The sequence below is a fragment of the Labrys sp. LIt4 genome (assembly GCF_017813775.1).
In the GTDB taxonomy this organism is placed as follows: Bacteria; Pseudomonadota; Alphaproteobacteria; order Rhizobiales; family Labraceae; genus Labrys; species Labrys okinawensis_A.
In genome coordinates this window covers 1-17759 of sequence record NZ_JAGIPY010000014.1, presented here as the reverse complement: position 1 = coordinate 17759, position 17759 = coordinate 1, and the positions used below count along the sequence as shown (strand labels likewise).

At 56.5% G+C, this 17759-nt stretch carries 13 protein-coding genes and 1 pseudogene; 8 read left to right on the top strand and 6 right to left on the bottom strand.

All coding sequences use genetic code 11. From position 1 onward, the window contains the following. The first annotated feature begins 340 nt into the window (after positions 1 to 340). A complete protein-coding gene (locus tag J8I29_RS22520) occupies positions 341 to 1747 on the top strand; it encodes a cytosine permease (RefSeq protein ID WP_209433371.1) in 1407 nt (468 codons plus the stop codon). Between the two features lie 12 nt (positions 1748 to 1759). Here the strand turns inward: J8I29_RS22520 and J8I29_RS22515 are convergent, their stop codons facing one another. Continuing rightward, complete coding sequence (locus J8I29_RS22515) at positions 1760 to 2668, bottom strand: LysR family transcriptional regulator (RefSeq protein ID WP_209433370.1); 909 nt, start codon at positions 2666 to 2668, stop codon at positions 1760 to 1762. Positions 2669 to 2830: 162 nt separating this feature from the next. Between J8I29_RS22515 and J8I29_RS22510 the strand changes: the two genes are divergently transcribed. The 6 genes from J8I29_RS22510 (at position 2831) to J8I29_RS22485 (ending at position 9657) form a co-directional block, all read left to right on the top strand. Continuing rightward, on the top strand, positions 2831 to 3481 hold the full coding sequence (locus J8I29_RS22510; RefSeq protein ID WP_209433369.1) for a DsbA family protein: 651 nt from the start codon (positions 2831 to 2833) through the stop codon (positions 3479 to 3481). Between the two features lie 52 nt (positions 3482 to 3533). After that, the gene (locus tag J8I29_RS22505) at positions 3534 to 4142 is read left to right on the top strand and encodes an NAD(P)-dependent oxidoreductase (protein WP_105863625.1); all 609 of its coding nucleotides are present in this window, start codon (positions 3534 to 3536) and stop codon (positions 4140 to 4142) included. Between the two features lie 790 nt (positions 4143 to 4932). After that, a complete protein-coding gene (locus tag J8I29_RS22500; RefSeq protein ID WP_105863626.1) occupies positions 4933 to 6246 on the top strand; it encodes a glycosyltransferase family 1 protein in 1314 nt (437 codons plus the stop codon). A 308-nt stretch (positions 6247 to 6554) separates the two neighbouring features. Beyond that, positions 6555 to 7607 (top strand): capsule biosynthesis protein, encoded by a 1053-nt coding sequence (locus J8I29_RS22495; protein ID WP_209433368.1) that lies wholly within the window; start codon positions 6555 to 6557, stop codon positions 7605 to 7607. Continuing rightward, positions 7604 to 8410 (top strand): ABC transporter permease, encoded by an 807-nt coding sequence (locus tag J8I29_RS22490; RefSeq protein WP_209433367.1) that lies wholly within the window; start codon positions 7604 to 7606, stop codon positions 8408 to 8410. Before J8I29_RS22495 ends, J8I29_RS22490 begins: the two co-directional genes overlap by 4 nt. A gap of 56 nt (positions 8411 to 8466) precedes the next feature. Next, positions 8467 to 9657 (top strand): hypothetical protein, encoded by a 1191-nt coding sequence (locus J8I29_RS22485; RefSeq protein ID WP_146126957.1) that lies wholly within the window; start codon positions 8467 to 8469, stop codon positions 9655 to 9657. A gap of 146 nt (positions 9658 to 9803) precedes the next feature. Here J8I29_RS22485 and J8I29_RS22480 read toward each other — a convergent pair whose 3' ends face one another. Further along, on the bottom strand, positions 9804 to 10814 hold the full coding sequence (locus J8I29_RS22480; RefSeq protein WP_209433366.1) for a hypothetical protein: 1011 nt from the start codon (positions 10812 to 10814) through the stop codon (positions 9804 to 9806). Between the two features lie 295 nt (positions 10815 to 11109). Between J8I29_RS22480 and J8I29_RS22475 the strand changes: the two genes are divergently transcribed. Then, entirely contained in the window at positions 11110 to 12063 is a 954-nt protein-coding gene (locus J8I29_RS22475; RefSeq protein ID WP_209433365.1) for an ATP-binding cassette domain-containing protein, read from the top strand. Positions 12064 to 12164: 101 nt separating this feature from the next. Here the strand turns inward: J8I29_RS22475 and J8I29_RS22470 are convergent, their stop codons facing one another. The 4 genes and pseudogenes from J8I29_RS22470 to J8I29_RS22455 form a co-directional block, all read right to left on the bottom strand. Beyond that, positions 12165 to 13124: an FkbM family methyltransferase gene (locus J8I29_RS22470; RefSeq protein ID WP_209433364.1), complete on the bottom strand. Its 960-nt coding sequence runs from the start codon at positions 13122 to 13124 to the stop codon at positions 12165 to 12167. 33 nt (positions 13125 to 13157) lie between these two features. Further along, a complete protein-coding gene (locus J8I29_RS22465) occupies positions 13158 to 15365 on the bottom strand; it encodes a glycosyltransferase (RefSeq protein ID WP_209433363.1) in 2208 nt (735 codons plus the stop codon). Positions 15366 to 15412: 47 nt separating this feature from the next. After that, complete coding sequence (locus tag J8I29_RS30475) at positions 15413 to 16366, bottom strand: class I SAM-dependent methyltransferase (RefSeq protein WP_209433362.1); 954 nt, start codon at positions 16364 to 16366, stop codon at positions 15413 to 15415. Between the two features lie 155 nt (positions 16367 to 16521). Further along, positions 16522 to 16784, bottom strand: a pseudogene (locus J8I29_RS22455) (sugar phosphate nucleotidyltransferase); the annotation flags it as partial. Between the last annotated feature and the right edge of the window lie 975 nt (positions 16785 to 17759).

The following is a 17759-nucleotide window of genomic DNA, read 5'->3' as shown; positions in this document are numbered from 1 at the left end:
GGGCGTCCCGATGTTACGATTCCGGCGGGTAGGATTGTATGTCACTGACATGACTGCCAAGTATAATATGAAAATACCATCCAGCTTTGCAGTTCTACAAATCATAAGCAATCATTTGCTTCCCACCAATGATGAATGCCGACCGCGGCATGAGCCTTCGTTTCACGAGCGCATATCAAGAAGACCGACCTCGCGTGCCAGGCGCCGCCGGCCCCGCTTCTCCGCGCGCCAACCCACGCACAATCCCTCTTGACTCTCCCCCTTCCCGCGCGCATTGAAACAATTTGTATATACATATTTCAGCATAAGTATTTGCACATCGGCTCTTGGGAGGGGCGGCATGGCAGCACAAACGGGCGCGATCGAGAAACGGACGATCGACCGGATTCCTGAGGGTGAGCGGCATGGCTCTCCCTTCAACCAGTTCACCCTGTGGTTCGGCGCCAATCTGCAGATCACCGCGGTGGTCGACGGCGCGCTCTCGATCGTGTTCGGCGCCGAAGCGCTCACGGCCATCATCGGCCTGGCCATCGGCAACCTGCTCGGCGGTGCGGTGATGGCCCTGCATTCGGCGCAGGGCCCGCGGCTCGGCCTGCCGCAGATGATTTCCTCGCGCGCCCAGTTCGGCGTGAAGGGCGCCACCTTGCCCCTCCTCCTCACCGTGGTGATGTATCTGGGCTTTGCCGCCACCGGCACCGTGCTCTCCGGTCAGGCCATCAACCTGATGTTCGGCGTGGAGAACCCGGCCTTCGGCATGATCGCCTTCGGCCTCATTACCGTGATCGTCGCGGTGGTGGGCTACAATCTCATCCATGTCATCGGCAGGATCGCCACCGTGGTCGGCATCCTCGGCTTTGCCTATCTCGCCTTCCGGCTGTTCGGGCAGTACAACGTCGCCGACGCTTTCGGCCAGAAGCCCTTCACCATGGCGACCTTCCTGCTCGCCATCGCGCTCGGCGCCGGCTGGCAGCTGACCTTCGCGCCCTATGTCGCCGATTATTCGCGCTACCTGCCCTCGTCCACTCCCGCTTCGGTGACCTTCTGGTCGACGCTGCTCGGTTCGGCCATCGGGGCGCAGATCGCCATGACTTTCGGCGCCGTGGTGGCGGCCCTCGGCGGCAAGTTCCTGGCCAACCAGGTCGGTTTCCTCGGCGAACTCGCGGGGCCGGGCGTGGCCGTCCTGGTCTATGTCGTCATCGTCACCAACAAGCTGACGGTGAACTGCCTCAACGCCTATGGCGGCTCGATGACCCTGCTCACCACCGTGAGCGCCTATGCCGGCCAGCGCAGCGTGTCGCAGGCGGCACGCATGGCCTATATCCTCTTGTTCGTGGCCGGTTCGGTGGCGATCGCCCTGTTCGCCAGCGCCCACTTCCTCTCGGCCTTCAAGAATTTCATGCTGCTGCTGCTGGCCGTGTTCGTGCCCTGGAGCGCGGTGAACCTCGTCGACTACTACCTGATCTCCAAGGAGAAGGTGGACGTTCCCGCCCTCTACGACGCCTCGGGCCGTTATGGCGCCTATAACTGGACGGCGCTGGGCTGCTACCTCTTCGGCGTGCTGATCCAGATCCCCTTCCTGAACCAGGCGCTCTATGAGGGGCCGATCGCCAAGATGCTCGACGACGCCGACATCTCCTGGATCGTCAGCCTGGTGGCGACCTCGGTGATCTACTACGCCCTGGCACGCAAGAGCGCCAACGTCCCCGGTGAGATGATCCTGCCCGAGGACAGGACCGCGCGGGCGTGAGCGGCGCAGTCCTCACGGCTTGCTCCGTGCCCGCTCGAGCCCCTTGAGGATCTCCACGAACAGGCGCACCTTGGCCGGGCGGAAACGCGCGGCCGGGTAGACGACATGGATGCCGCCTGCGGGCAGCGTCCAGTCCGCCAGCAGGCGGACAAGCCGGCCCGCAGCGATGTCGCCGGCGACCAGGAAATCCGGAAACACCGACAAACCCGCCCCCGCCAGCACCATGGCATAGCAAGTGGGCGTCTTGTCCGCGTCGATGACGGCCGGGACCTCCACCGTCTCCCGCTCCCACTCCCCCCGCGAGAACAGCCAGCGCGTCGGCGTGCGCAAGGCATGGTTGGCGACGAAGGGCAGTCCCGCCAGCCCCTTGGGGCTGAGATCGGCCGGCAGGCGCGCGGCAAGTGCGGCCGAGCAGACCAGATGCTGCTGGAAGGTGCCGAGCCGCTGGGCCTGGTTGGAGGAATCGGTGAGCCAGCCGACGCGCACGGCGACATCCACCTGCGCATCCACCAGATCCACCACGGTATCGTCGAAGGCGACCTCCACCCGCATATGAGGGTAACGCTCGCGAAAGGTGGCGATGGCCGGCGCGACCACCGCCCCGCCATAGTCGATCTGCGCCGCCAGGGTGAGGGTGCCGGTCGGCTCCGCCGCGTCCTTGGAGATTTCTCCGAAGGCGGATTCGGCCTCGCGCAGGATCAAGGCGGCGCGGTCATAGAAGGCGCGGCCAGCTTCCGTCGCCTGCAGGCGGCGGGTGGTGCGCAGGATCAGGGTGACGCCGAGTTCCTCCTCGAGCCTGCCGACCTGATGGCTGACCACCGCCTTGGCGACGCCGAGCCGCTCCCCCGCCGCCGTGAAGGAGCCCGTCTCGATCACCGCCGTGAAGAAGGCCAGCCGGTTGAGGTTGAGAAGCTCGGACATAGGCCTCCTGCCTGAACGCCTATTCCGAACCGTGCTGACGGCGGACGAAGGGGAATGGCGGCTTCGATCGCCCATTGTCTGATTCAATCAGACACTCTGTCAAATTGTTCGGGATTTTTCTTGAGAACGCCGCAGGCCATGGTTCGCGGCAAGGAGATGCCGATGTCCACGCCGCTTACTTCCGACCAGACAGTAACCTATCTGTTCGATCCGCTCTGCGGCTGGTGCTATGGCGCTTCGCCGATGCTGCAGCGCCTGCATGAGGCCGGCGTCGCCGTCAGCCCTCTGCCGACCGGCCTGTTCGCGGGGCCGGGCGCCCGGCCGATGGATGCGGGCTTTGCCGCCTATGCCTGGTCCAACGACCAGCGCATCGAACGCCTTACCGGACAGCGTTTCACGAAGGCCTATCGCAGCCAGGTGCTCGAGTCCCCGGACGGCCTGTTCGATTCGGGACCGGCCACGCTGGCGCTCACCGCCGTGGCCCTGGCCGAGCCCGAGCGTGACCTCGACGCCCTCGCGGCGATCCAGGCCAGCCGCTATGTCGAGGGCCGCGACACCACATCCCTTGCCTGCCTCGTGGCCATTCTGCGCGAGGCGGGTTTCGCGGCCGCTGCCGACCGCCTGGCCGTCCCCGACGAAGACCTGCTCGCCGCCAACCGCACCCGCATTGCCGAAGGACGAGCCCTGATGGCCAGGCTCGGCGCCCAGGGCGTGCCGGCCCTCGCCGCACGACATGACGGCCAGTTGCGGCTCATCGCCTCGAATGCCCTGTTCGGCAGTTTCGGCAATCTCGTTTCGCATCTCAACGCCTGATGGGCTAGCCCCCGTCTCACGCCATGAACTCCCCAACCGAAAGGAAAGCCAAATGAAAATCGCCCTGATCGGCGCCACCGGCAATGCCGGCTCGCGCATTCTCGCCGAACTCGTCAACCGCGGCCACGAGGTCACCGCCATCGTGCGCCACCCGGAAAAGGTGCCGGCCAATCCCAAGGTGACGGCCCGCAAGGGGGACGTCTATGACAAGGCTGGCCTTGCGGCCCTGCTCGCGGGTCATGATGCCGTGATCTCGAGCGTGCATTTCGTCGCAAGCGATCCTCATATTTTGATCGAGGCCGTGCGCGCCTCCGGCGTGAAGCGCTATCTGGTGGTGGGCGGCGCCGGCAGCCTGGAAGTCGCGCCCGGCGTCACCCTGGTATCGACGCCTGAATTCCCCGCCATCTACAAGGAAGAGGCCACCAAGGGCGCCGAATTCCTCGCCATCCTGCGCGGGGAGAAGGATCTCGACTGGACCTTCCTCTCCCCCTCCGCCCTGTTCGTGCCGGGCGAGCGCACCGGCAAGTTCCGCCTGGGCACGGACCAGCTCCTGAGCAACGACAAGGGCAGCAGCATCTCCTTCGAGGACTATGCCATCGCCATGGCGGACGAGATCGAAAAGCCCGCCCATAGCCGGGCTCGCTTCACCGTCGGCTATTGAAGCCTGACGGCCCCTTCCAGGGCCCGTCGGCAGCCTGCCCCAGGCCACCGCGAGATTCGAGAGAATTTGGCGGTGGCCGTCATTGCCGATTTCCGGTCCGACTGGATCGGAAAGACGCCTCTATCTCATTGAGAGCGTAACGATATTCGATCCAACATAATCGAATGTCGTTCCAGCCCTGCCCCGAAGGCCGAGCCATCAATCGGATCGCCAACGCTTCGCCGATAGTCCGCTGTGCCGCCAATGACGGACGCCTGTCAAATGTTTTGCCACATCGATACGTCCGGGGCTCGCTCCTCCCATGGAAGGACGTAGGGAGCAAGCACCTCCTCTGCTTGTGGCCGCTCTTGCGTCAAGGCCGGCCGTCGGCGTCCGGCAATTGCGATCGAAAACCGGGATGTTCCCACCGGCTGGACGCCGAAAATCTGCTGGCGGTGCACTCGACCACGCGCATCGCGGGGACGATCGCGGCGGGATAGGGGTAAATCAAGGAAACTGTCGCTGTGATCAGCAACATCCAGCGTGGTCCCGAACAGCTTTTAATCCAGCCTTACGCGCCGCAGCGCACGCGCCAGCCACGGCCAGATACCTCCTTAGTAGACAAGTGGTAGCTTATTACTTCCGTTGAGGTACATTAGTACTTATCTCCATATGATTCAGATAAAGATCGGCATCTTTCTGCCATGAATCTGATAGAAATCATGCCAATGATTCTATCGACTCTTTTATGAAAGCAAAATCGGGCGTAATCCGTTCGAGATGCTGACACCAATGACAGATTGGATGCCCTTTGCCTCAACGAATCCTAATTGAGTGCTTCAATCTGGCGCTAACGAGCGGAACGGGCATAAAGACCTATGCATCGAACCTCGCCCGAATTGCGAATACCCTCGGCTATGAGACGGAGGCACTTTTCCAATCGCTCGCTCGCCTGCAGCAGGGCGATCCCATCCTCACCGAGATTTCTTTTCACGAGGGCAAGAAGCGGCGGGGCTGGAAGGAAAAATATGTCCGCACTCCCTTCGAGACTCTTTTCGGAAAGCCCTTCGGCATCAGGGCCGACGCCGTGCCCCAGTCAGGCCTGATCCTGAAACAGGATCCCATGCTGGAACCGTTCGCGCGCGTGTTCGCGGCCCATCAATTCACCTTGGCCGCACGGCGTCATTTTTCACGCTATGGCACGCTTGCGACCCTGAAACTGACAGCGGCTCCACATCTCTTCCACGCCACGCATCCGGTGCCCGTCAGAGTGCCCGGTGCGGCAAATATCTACACGATCCATGATCTCGTCCCGCTCAAATTGCCGAATGCCACGCTTGACAACAAAACGTATTATTTCAATTCACTGAAAGAAATATGCCAGAAGGCAGATCACATCGTCACAATATCGGAGACCTCCAAAAAGGACATCACTTCGATACTTGGAATACCCGACTCAAAAATAAGCGTTACCTACCAATCTATAGAAATACCTGAAAACCTCCTCGCCAAACCGCGAGATAATATTGATAAGTTAATTCAGAACTCCTTCTCCTTGGAGCCGGGAGAGTATTTTCTATTTTTTGGAGCGCTCGAACCCAAGAAGAACGTCTCGCGGCTGATAGACGCCTATGTTGCCTCCGGGGTATCCACTCCCCTGGTTATCGCCGGCGGGCTGGGGTGGAACTACAGGACGGAACTGAGGCAGATCAACAACGAGAGCTTCTCCAGCTGGCGGATTACCCAGAACCAGATCATACACGAGCGGAAAGTGCGGCGGTTCGGCCATCTGCCGCTCAGCCACCTCACAGCCCTGATCCAAGGCGCGAAGGCGGTGTTGTTTCCATCGCTCTACGAAGGTTTCGGCCTTCCGGTTCTGGAAGCCATGATGCTCGGCGCCCCCGTCATGACGTCCAATGTGTCGTCCCTGCCCGAGGTCGCGGGGGATGCGGCGCTTCTGGTCAATCCCTATGACATCGAGGAAATGGCCAGCGCCATTGCCGCGCTGGACAATGATCGGGATCTTCGATCGGAACTTGTCAGCAGGGGAAAAAAGCGGGTTCAGTATTTTTCGATGGAGAATTACAGCAGACGCGTCGCTGAGGTCTACGGAGCGTTGCTATGACTGACAGGCGCCTTCGAGAAAAGCGGCGCAGTCCGCTGCGGCAGGATGAACACACCGCTGTCACCATGAGTGCGTTCGATGCCGGAAGCGACTTTCGCCGCCAGATCCAGCGGCCTTCGAGCTTTGTCGATGCAGGTCCTCTGCACAGCCCGTGCCCATTCGGGCGCATTGTCCTCTCCTAAGCAAAGCAAGATACGACCTTGTCTCATACGGCCGCCCTTCCACCTCCCGGCGCACAGCAAAGAGCCAAGTCCTCGTCCGGCTTCATCCGCGATTATTTGCGCAGGCGCCTGCTCTGGCTGACCGTGGTGATCGCACCGACCGTGGCTGCCGTCATCTATTACGGCCTTTGGGCCACACCCCGCTATGTATCGGAAGCCGAGTTCATAGTCAGAGGCTTGTCATCGAGCCGGCTCACCGGCCTTGATGCCCTATTCAAGACATTCGGCATTGCCAGAACCGTCGACGACACGAACATTGTCCAAAGCTATATATTGTCTCGCGACGCGGTGAAACAGCTGCAGTCCGACATCGATATCAAGGCGATATTCTCCGATCCTCGAGCCGACCTGTTCTCGAGATTCCCCAGGTTTTGGGAAAGTGACAGTTTCGAGGGCCTCTACGCGCATTATGCCTGGCGCGTGAAAGTCATTCAGGACACGACCCGCGGTATCAGCACCGTCCATGCTGAGGCGTTCCAGGCCGAGGATGCGCAACGCATCGCCTCACAGGTGCTGACCTTGGCCGAGCGCCTGGTCAACCGCCTCAACGAACGCGCGCAGGCGGATGCGACCCGGAGCGCCGAAGAAGAAGTGCAGCGCGCGGAGCAGCGCGTTCTGGATGCGCAGGCCGAACTCACCAAATTCCGCAACGCGGCAACCCTGGTCGACCCCTCCAAGTCATCGACGTCGGCGCTGGATACCATCACGACGCTGACCCGGGATCTGGTGCAGGCCCAGGCCCAGATTCAGCAACTCCAGCAGACCTCGCCGTCGACCCCTCAGATCGCCGTGCTTCAAGCGCGTGTGGAAGCCCTCAAAGCCCGGATCGAAACCGAGCGTGGCAAGCTTGCCGGCAATGACGAGTCCCTGGCGGTCAAGGTGTCCGCCTATGAAAGGCTGACGCTCAATCGCGACCTCGCCGACAAGAGCCTGGCGGCCGCGACATTGTCCCTCGAGAGCGTGCGTTCGGAAGCGCGCCGGCAACAGATCTATATCGAGAAGATCGCCCAGCCCAATCTCCCCGACGAGCCGATGGAACCCCGCCGCCTGCGCCTGATCATCACGGTGCTGATGACCGCCCTGATGAGCTATGCCGTCATCTGGATTCTCAGCGTGGGTGCCAAGGAGAAGGCGCAATGAGCGGCATCGGTTCGGCGCCCGCGCCGTCGCTCTGGCGCTCCTTTCGTCTGCAAGCGCGCATCATCGCCGCCCTGATGATCCGCGAAGGCAACGCGAAATACGGCCACGAAAATCTCGGTTTCTTCTGGATCATGATCGAACCGTTGTCGCTGGCGGCCATGGTCGCACTGATGTGGTACGCGACCAACCATTCACACACCGAAGCCGTCGGCCTCGTCCTGTTCGTCCTGACAGGCTATTGCCCGCTGACGCTCTGGCGGCATGTCACCGGCCGTTCGGCCCGGGTGATAAGGCAGCGATCGGCCCTGCTATTCCATGCCAATATCAAGCCCTTCGACGTGCTGATTGCCGTCTTCTGCCTGGAAACGATAGGTATTTTTGCGGCCTTCGTCTGTGCTTATGTGCCGTTGGTCGTCTTCGGCGTCATAGATCCGCCTCGCGACACCCTCCTGCTGATCGGTGGTTGGCTATTCCTCGCCTGGTTCTCAATAGGCGTCGGCCTGATCCTGGCCGCACTGACGGAGATATTTGAAACAGTGGAGAAATTCATCCCGCCTCTGCTCTATATTACGCTGCCTTTGACGGGAGTTTTCTCGATGATCGATTGGCTTCCTCAGAAGGCACAGAATATCCTTGTATACTCCCCCGTAGCAACCTCGGTAGAAATGTTCCGCGCGGGTGCATTTCCGGAAGATATCGTGACATATTACGATCCGGTTTTTCTTACTATAGTTTGCTCCATGCTGACGGCCCTAGGAGTTCCATTGGTCGTCTACGCTCAAAAATACATAACTCATAACTGAGCGGTATTACCCCGAAATCGCGTAAGATCCCCGAAGCGTCAGGAAGACATCAAAACTTGCAGCACAAACAAGCCGACCAGCCTCAGGATTTTGCCCCCATCGAAATGATTCCGCTTACCTCCGCGGGGGAACTCGTCGTTTCGGATCAACCCGACGACCCAAATATCGGAAAGACTGCGCACCGTTCGCCATTGTGGCTGGTTTTCATATTACCGACACTGCTCTCCGCCCTTTACCTGTTCGTCTTCGCTGCAGATCAATTCGCTTCGGATGCGCAGGTGATGGTACGCACGCCTGCGGAAAATGGTCTGAACGCCATCTTGAACGCTCAGGGCTTCTCGCGTTCGAGCGAAGAAACTCAGGCGGTCTACGCTTTCATGCGCTCACGTGACATGGCCCAGCTACTCTCCAGCGAGAACGGCCTCAAGGATGTCTACAACAGGCCGGAGAGTGATTTCCTCAGCCGTTTTCCTAACCTGCTGCAGAAAGACAACTTCGAACGGTTCTACGAGCACTATCGCAGTTGGGTGTCCGTTACCATCGACGAAAGCACGGGCATTGTCTCAATTCGCAGCTATGCCTATCGGGCTGACGATGCACGCAACATCACCCGTGCGGTGATCAATCACGCAGAAGCCTTCGTCAATAGGCTGAATACAAGAGCCTACGCCGATCGTGTTGCCTATGCCGAGCAGATCGTCGCCAAGGCTCAAGACGGCGTTGCCGTGATGGAAGCCAAGCTGACACGATACCGCAACGAAGCAAAACTCGTCGATCCAACCGGAGAATCGACCTCCGCCCTCGAATCTATCGCAAAGATGACGACCGCAATCACCCAGTTGCAGGCCTCGCTCGAGCAGCAAAAGACACTCTCGCCGGAAAATCCGGGCATCGCCGCCCTCAGCCAGAAAATCACCTCCTATCGTTCGGAGATCAACAAACTGCGCCGGGAGGTGGTCGGTGGAACGGGGGCGATGTCGGATGCCATTGCGGGCTATGAACGCCTGACCCTGGAACGAACATTGGCTGCACGCACCTTGGAGGCCGCGACAACCAATCTCATCAAAGCTCGTCAGGAGGCCGAAACACCTCACGTCTATCTCGTGCGTATTTCCGAGCCGAATCTGGCCAGCACCGCAGAATATCCGCGACGCTTGATCTGGCTGGCATTGATCGCCGCCCTCAGCTTCATTTTCTACGCGGTCCTGCGCTTTGCCGTCGCCCTCGTCGGGGAGCATCGCCCGTGAGGCTCAGTTTCAAGAAGCCTCGTCGCGCACCTGTGGCGCCTTGGGATTTCAGAAACTATCAAGAATTGCAAAGTAGCGTCGAAACAAAGAATTGAATCAAGGGTAGCGTTCATGCCGAACGCATTTGGTCTCGTTATAAATCGATGCTAATTCACCCTCGTTATTTCAACTTTCTTTAAAATCAGCACCCCTTCAATGGCCCCCTGTCTCAGTTGCAACCGGTGCTCGACGGGATACCGCGGCTCAGTAACTGTAAACGGAACTTCAAAGGAGTAACTTCCCTGTATCGGGAGTAAGGCGGGCCGATGAACGAGTATCTCCTGTCCTATCATGATCTCAATTATAAGCTCGTTGCCGGAATAATTATCCTCGACCTCAAGAAAGGTACGCAAGAGCCAGACTCCCCGCGGGAGATGGAAATAGGGCCCGTAGCTTAGAATACGCGCCGGGCCAACCAGCTCTATAACCTCCGGCAAAGAAGTGCCTGTCGGTGCCCCAACCTGATCCGTACCCAGGAACAATTGACGAGGCCAATTGAACCGCACGGTGGCGCCGTTTGTGAAAATCGATCGGTAAGGGATCAACGACTGCGCCATTATCCGCTCTTCGGCGGTCATCGCATAAGACGTGTCACTATCCAAGGCCGCCTCGACCCGTTCTCCACCCGGGTCCAAATCGGCGATCGCATCTACAATTTCTTCCGTTCTCTCGTCCGGCAACGCTATGTCGAGAAAACTCAACACCCCTGCTATGAGTAAATTCGGTGTAAAACGCTTCTCCGGAGGCAGGATCAGGACGTTGGATTCTCCCACTACAATATCGTGAAAAGAGGCGAATATAGATGATGTCAACATAAGAGACGCACGAAACTGCCGATTGAATTTCTGTTGCATGCATAGCGCAACAAAAATTGGGTCTTCGGCTAAAAATATTATTTGCCTTGCCTTTGATGCAAGAAGCTGGGATGTCTTCTCATCTGGATCATCCGTGTAAAGAATGACGTTGTTGCTACGACGCAGGGACCACTGCTCCTTCAATTGCTCAAGCGTGGAAAAGTGGAGGAAATCGACGTCACCCAGCGCAACCTGTACGATCGCACGGATTGCAAGAGCCGCCCGGTGAGATGAGGATGTCGGCAAACCCAGAACAGTTATCAACAAAACAGATCACTCACTTCTTATCGTTTTGAAAATAAATCCTGACGATATCGTATTCATGCAGTTTGCTTTTGCCCCAACAGGTACCCGGATCCGGCAGATGTAACTGACCAGACTGCAGAATAAGGAGTATAATTTGCTGATACCAATGCCACAAGCGCAGGAATATCATCGAGACAACTGAGACAAAAATACCACAATCGCTACATACGCTGACACTAGGCCGTTTTAGGCATAGCGCACCTACGATAAGTGGATTAGGTCGTAACGAGAGATCGACAAAGCGATGGCAGGGATGCACGATTTCGTACCGGATCGGACAACCACTCTGGCTGACATCAACGCGGCCTACAGGATATTTCTTGGCCGCGAACCCGATCAAGCGGGATTGGAAACCTTCTCGAAAGCAGCCCAAGCCGGCATGACGAACAGCGAGCTGATTTCGTCAATGATCGGGTCCCTGGAGTTTAAGAACCGCCACGGACTACTGCCACGCACGTCGACAGCAGGCGAAGGGCCCGCCGGGACGAGTCTTGTCAAGACCTCGGATTTGCTGGATACCGCCGACGCGCAAGCGGCAACCACACACGGCGTGCAACGGGCCATTCGGCTCAATGCGGTCACCAAGGTCTATGAAACCCCGATTGGACATCGCAAAGTCCTGGACGGTATCAGCTTCGAGGTGAAGGCAGGTGAAAAACTGGCGGTGCTGGGCCGCAACGGCGCCGGCAAATCCACCCTGGTAAAAATCATAGGCGGTGTGGAACCCCCTACCACAGGGTCCGTTGAACGCAACCTCTTCATGTCATGGCCTCTCGGTTTCTCCGGCGGTCTGGAGGGGAACATGACGGGGATGGACAATATCCGCTTCATTGCACGTATTTATCGACGCCCTATCGACGACGTAGCCGCTTTCGTTGACGACTTTGCTGAACTTGGTAAGCAACTCTATATTCCGGTGATGAATTATTCCTCCGGAATGCGAATGCGCCTCTCTTTCGCTTTGACTCTAGCAATCAATTTCGAGTGTATTTTGATTGATGAGGTTCTTTCGGTCGGCGATCAGCGATTTCACCGCAAGTGCTATGATGCGGTGTTTGTAAAACGAGCCCATTGCGCGATGATTATAGTTAGCCACGATGTTGAGATCATTCGCAATTTTTGTAAAAGCGCCCTCGTCCTCAAGGGAGGACGAGGGCGCGTATTTAATGATCTTGAATTGGCATTAAGTATATATAACACTCTGTAGCAACAATTTAATGTATAAATTAAACTATTCGACGCTAACTCAATAGTTTTTGCCTATGGCGGCACCTAAATTTACGACTTAGCACCCATGGAACTGTACACTTAGCGATTCGCGTTAAACAAAAGATCGAAATGCAGCATTCCGTCCGGTAGAAACCCTCTTTCTACCGCTTCTGCATTCTTCCTCGTCCATAACGAGATGAGATCTTCGGCATTTGATACCTCGGATGTTGCACCGTTATACTCCACAACCGTGATGCAATCGGTCAAATCGAACAGTTTGTTGGCAAACAGAGGCGGAGCCAGACCAATATGATCGCGCAAACAGCGAGGATTGAATTCACATAATATCGTTGGCTGGTGCCGTTTAATTGTTTGTATCAGACCGGCCAATGCCTGCGGCTCATGTCCTTCGATGTCGATCTTGATGAAGTCAATTCTACTCTCCTGCTGCAGCAATGTATCGACGCGAATAGATTGCGCCACCTGTCCCGACATGGATGGCTCTGAAAGCCAGGTATTCGAACTGCCGACCAAAGAAAATATGGTCCCTTCGTCCGAAGCCGCAAACTGATATAGGATTACGTTATCGAATTTGTTTGCCCACACGCCTCGAAGAAAATTCTGCGCATTGACTGGATTAGGCTCAAACGCAATAATCCTGCCAGCCGGGCCAACGATTCTCGCTGCATGAAAGCTCATCACACCGACATTGGCTCCTATGTCGACATAAACATCGCCTGGTGAAAGATTCTTCGATAAAATCTCTACAATATGCGGTTCCCAGTTACGATATTTGGCAATATGCCTCCCAAATTCTGGTTCGTTAGGATCGACAACGACAGAAATTCCGCCAAGATCGATCTGATCTAATTGATTCATCGATAAATTTCTATTGTGAAACTCCTCCGAGTTCACAAAAAACTCTCTTAATTCGTCGGTACTGACTTTTTTACCCAATAAACCCATGTAGTGCGCCATACCACTCGGATCCGGCTCCCGTCCCAGGAACAAACGATAGGCCGCCCGGATGTCTGCCTCATCAGCATAGATCGAATTCATTGGTCGTTCCGCTTTTGAAAAAACATAGTGGCTTCAATGCCGGGCGCGCTCTGACGCGAATTCCCATAGCCTGCGCGTCTCTTCATTGGCCGGGTCCAAGGACAACGCAAACTGGTACGCACCTGCCGCGGCCGGGAAAGCTCCCTGTTCCTTCAGTGCATGCCCATACTGAACTATCAATCGAGGTTGATCGAGACGATATCTCAATAGCCTGGCATAACGCTTTTCGGCAGTGCGCCAATCGTGTCGTCTGGCGGCCCTTTGCGCCGAGATAAGTACAGTTCGAAACCAGAGCCGACGAAATACCGATTCTTTTGGCGAATTACCCCCGCCTTTGTTGAGCAGAAGACTCGATATGAATGCAGAAGGACTCAAACCATCATGAACGGAGGAGGAATGTCCCGGGCTGGAGCTTGTATGGATCTCTTGTCTTCGTGTTCTCGACTCGGTTTCAGTGATCTGCTCCAGCAGCGCAACGCGCCCCTCGATGTCGCGTTTGAGTGAAAAACCAACGGATGTGAAGCCTACATAGAGGATACGCCCATGCAATGGCCCATTGGGGACGCCTCCGCTCTTAACGAGGATCTCCAGCATGCCGTCTTTGGATACGCGACCATAGAACCGAACGAAGACCTCATTTCGAGATACAGGGCCATGATCCGTGACGATTCCGCCGACCTCGGTTGAGAGCGAGGGGCAGTTGTCACCCTCCGGAGCCACGACACGCATGGCAATAATCACCTCCTCACCTTCCCGAAGTTCGGTTTGGAGGCGCAATACGGCGCAACGATCTGAGGCCCAGCAGCCCCAATGCTCGATGGCATGCCACCCTCGGACGCGCGTCATACGGGCAGTGAGAAGAAGTTCCCCTTTACTATCCATTCGAGCGACATCGTCATTCCCCAGATAATAAAGCCTGTTAGCCAGATAAATATGGTTTCCAAGCGGGTTGGGGGTAACGGGATCCATGGTATGCGCGTCAATCGCCGCGTAGAACTCCTCGCAATACTCATTCCATGTTTTAAGTTTGAGTTCTCTTTTGATGCTGGCTGCCCATTCGGCGATCCCCTGACGATCTGAGAGAGTGTCCCGGAAAAGCTGAAAACCCTCTTCGACATTGTGAGGATCGAAATAACGCACAAAACGACCGCCGACCTCGGGGATCGATGTCACGCCTGAGGCGAGGCAGGGTTTACCATGCGCGAGGCTCTCGCCAACGGGTAAGCCCCAGCCTTCCGCAAAACTGGGATAGGCGGTCAGCAGGCACCGATCATAGAGATAGCTCAGTCCTGCGTCGGATAACTCATTGAAGATAAAGAGCCAACGGTCAATTCCGTTGGAAGCTTCGACGTGGTCGCGAAGCTCCTCGAACATCCAGCCCCATTTTCCAACGAAAACGAGATTTGGAACAAGGAGACCCCGCTCACGAAAAAGCTTTTGCCAGATCTTCAGCAGGTAAACGTGATTTTTTCGAATCTCCAACGTCGATACGCAGAGTACAAATTCACGTTTTGCTACCTCGATTACACGATCGTCGATCGTAGCGTCCTTAGCAATAGCGGGTAATTCAGTTGGCAAAGTAATGGCCTGGACCGGAATTTCCAGATTGAGGCGAGATCGAACGAACTCCAGAACCTCGCTTCGAACGTGCTCGGAATTTGCCAAGATTAGGCTGACCATGGCGAGGACGTCGAGAAATGACTTCCTAAACTGCACATTGGCATCTGCCGAAAGATATTCCGGGTAACGGATCTGAATCAAATCATGAACAAAAAGTGCAATTTTGACTCCCTTCGCGCGAAGTTCAGAGAAGAGGTCGTAATGTTGGTATATCCAGAAAGCGCCCGCCATCACGTAGACATCGCCGGGCAATACCTCGACTTTGACCCTCGAAGCGCGGACACGCTCCTCCAATGCCACGACATTGTCGCGTTTAGCGGCGCCGGACTGCAACAAGGTGACAAGTTCGCCAACAAGCGCGGCGTCCGCCGCACGTACCGCCTTGGCATCGCGATCCAGGATGACAGGCCTCACATCGAAAGCCGAGAGCCCGGCATGAGTGACGAGGTTCGCAATAACACGTTGGATACCGCTGACCGTAATGTTGCCTGCTTCTGCGTATTGCGAGAAATCACTGATATCCAACCAAATTGTAGGCTTCGTATTTAAGGACGAATTTGATCCCATGGATGCTTCTGTCGAAAACTCCATTTCTTGTGCTCTTGAGTAAAACTTTCCCATCAACTTTCTCTTTCCCAAAAATAAGATTTAAGCATCATGGAAATGTCTCAAGATTGCTTTTGGACCAAAAAAGTCTGAGAGACATATCGGCTTTCTCCGACCATGTGATCCTCAAGAACCTCTATCGGGCGGCACTTACTTGCCTCCACGACCTCAAAGACTTCCTTCTGTGGCAGAATGTGCATTTCCATGTCATGCCCATCGGAGGCTAGGTAATCTTTTGTCGAGAAGGCGTATTCCGTTCGGTAGGTCGGCAGCTGAAAAACAGCAACCCCTCCAGGTGCCAATTTTTCGAGTATAGATTGAAGTATATGCCGCATAACCGGGGGCGGATTGTGTTGCAAGACGATGAATGTTATTATTACATCGAATTGCCCAAGGTTGGAAATATCACTTACAGCACGAATGCAGGTGAAAGAAACATTTTCGATATTATGCGAAGCGGCTCGCTGCCTGGCATAACGAAGATGATTTTCGGAGATATCCACGCCAAGGACGCTACGAACACGCGGAGCAAGGGCCAATGACAATCGTCCAACACCGCAGCCAAAATCGAGCGCTCTGTGCGACGGCGCCAGCTGGAAGCCGTTTCGACGCAGAATAGCTTCGCAAGCATCGATGTCGGAACGCCCCGAATCATAAAACAATTGCATATTGTTTTCGACGTTCTCGCGCCGAAACCGCTCATCCACCAGGACAGACCAGTGCGCGTCTTGCTGTCCCAAGCGCATCCATCCTTGCGCGGTGCGGTCCAGCATTGTTTTCAGATCTTCGGCCGAAGCTTTGCTTTCCACGGAGATCGGAGAGGACGCTCTATGCCGTCCAACGAGCCCCTGGGCCCAGCCGTTGCTGTTCAGGAATTCTGCACTAAAGAGAAAGGTACGCCGTAATTCGTCAAACGTTCGACAATCCAGGTGAGCCGCTATGGCTTCGAGGCTCTCCGGCTCCCGTCCGAGAAACGCCCTATACATAGCCATGACATCAGTGATTGAAACGCTCACGGTCGCTCCGATGTTTGGGAGATTGTCCCCATTGAAGATGATTGCCTTGCGATGCGGGATTTGCTCGATCAGATCGATGTTCTGGAGCTACTCACTTTCAATCGCTCCACGTTTTTACCCAATGCCCCCTCACGAGCCTTGCGGTTATGGCGGACACCGGCGAGAATGGCCGGCCCGGAATCACGCGCCTGCGGCTCCAGCAGGACATCGGTTTCGATGCCGAGCGCTTCCAATTGGTCGGCGACCCGAAAGCGATGGTCCTTAGTGGTGACGATGACGGGGCGTCCGAACAGCCCCGGCTCGGCAACGCGGCGCAAGGTCTCCTGAAACGTCGATAAAGCTCCGAAAAGAGGCGGAAACTGTCTGGGACGTTCGGAGCGGGAGGCAGGCCGGAGCCGGATGCCCGAGCCCCGCACATGATCAGCGGACGAATCGGTTTAGTCGGCTCACGCTTGAATTCTATGACTTCGGACGCCACAAAAATCTCCAGGCAGGTTCGAGCCCCGCGATGAATTCGACTCACATGACGTTTCCTTCGCAAGGATTCGTCAGCATAAATACCGATGCTCTCGTGACAGGCAAGCGACATTCCAGAAGAACGGGGCAAAGATAAGGCCAATCTTTCGGTAATACCTCGGGGTCACTTCAGAACAGCCCCTTTCATCGAACGGCCGAAAAATCTCTTATTTCAAAAAAGATTAATTATTTCAATATGTTAATATGACTTCTCGTCGATTTGGGTCGGCACAACAAAAATAGTTTTCTTTATAGGATAGCGAATTTTAGTATTATTGTACTACTATTACTCAAGGTAATTTCTTACGCCGTGTGATTTATGACAGAGAATCCCGGCCCGGCCTGAGCAGCCGCCCCGGGCATCCAATCGAGCTAGGAGCTAGATTGGATGCCCCTCTCGCACCACCGGTCATGCGGGCCCGCATCGGGCTGTTGGAAGGGTTGAGATCAAGCGGTCTTGGCAGGCCGAGGCGATCAAAGCGGGCGACGTAGCATTTCGTTCAAACACAGGGGCTGTGCCGGAACTCTCCGCTGATCGGATCGGTGTTCTGCCCGCCGCTGCGCCGTCTCACTCGCGCGATGCGAAGCCGATACTTTCGCCATCGCCCAGCCGGCCGGGCCACGCTTTCTCCCCACGATCGGTCGCCCTCTCGCGGCTATGCTTTTCTTCGTTCGCTGTGACCGCTTGGGATGGGACTTCCACCCACAAGAGAGCGCCATGCCGGGCGCACAAAAAAAGCGCCCCGCCCTTTCGGGCGAGGCGCGCTGAGAAAAACCGGTCGGGAGCTCGGACTCAGCGTCCGATCGTCGAGAGATTGGCGCCTGCGCTGACGATGCCGACGCCTCCGCCGATCATCTGGAGGAACTTGGCCAGATC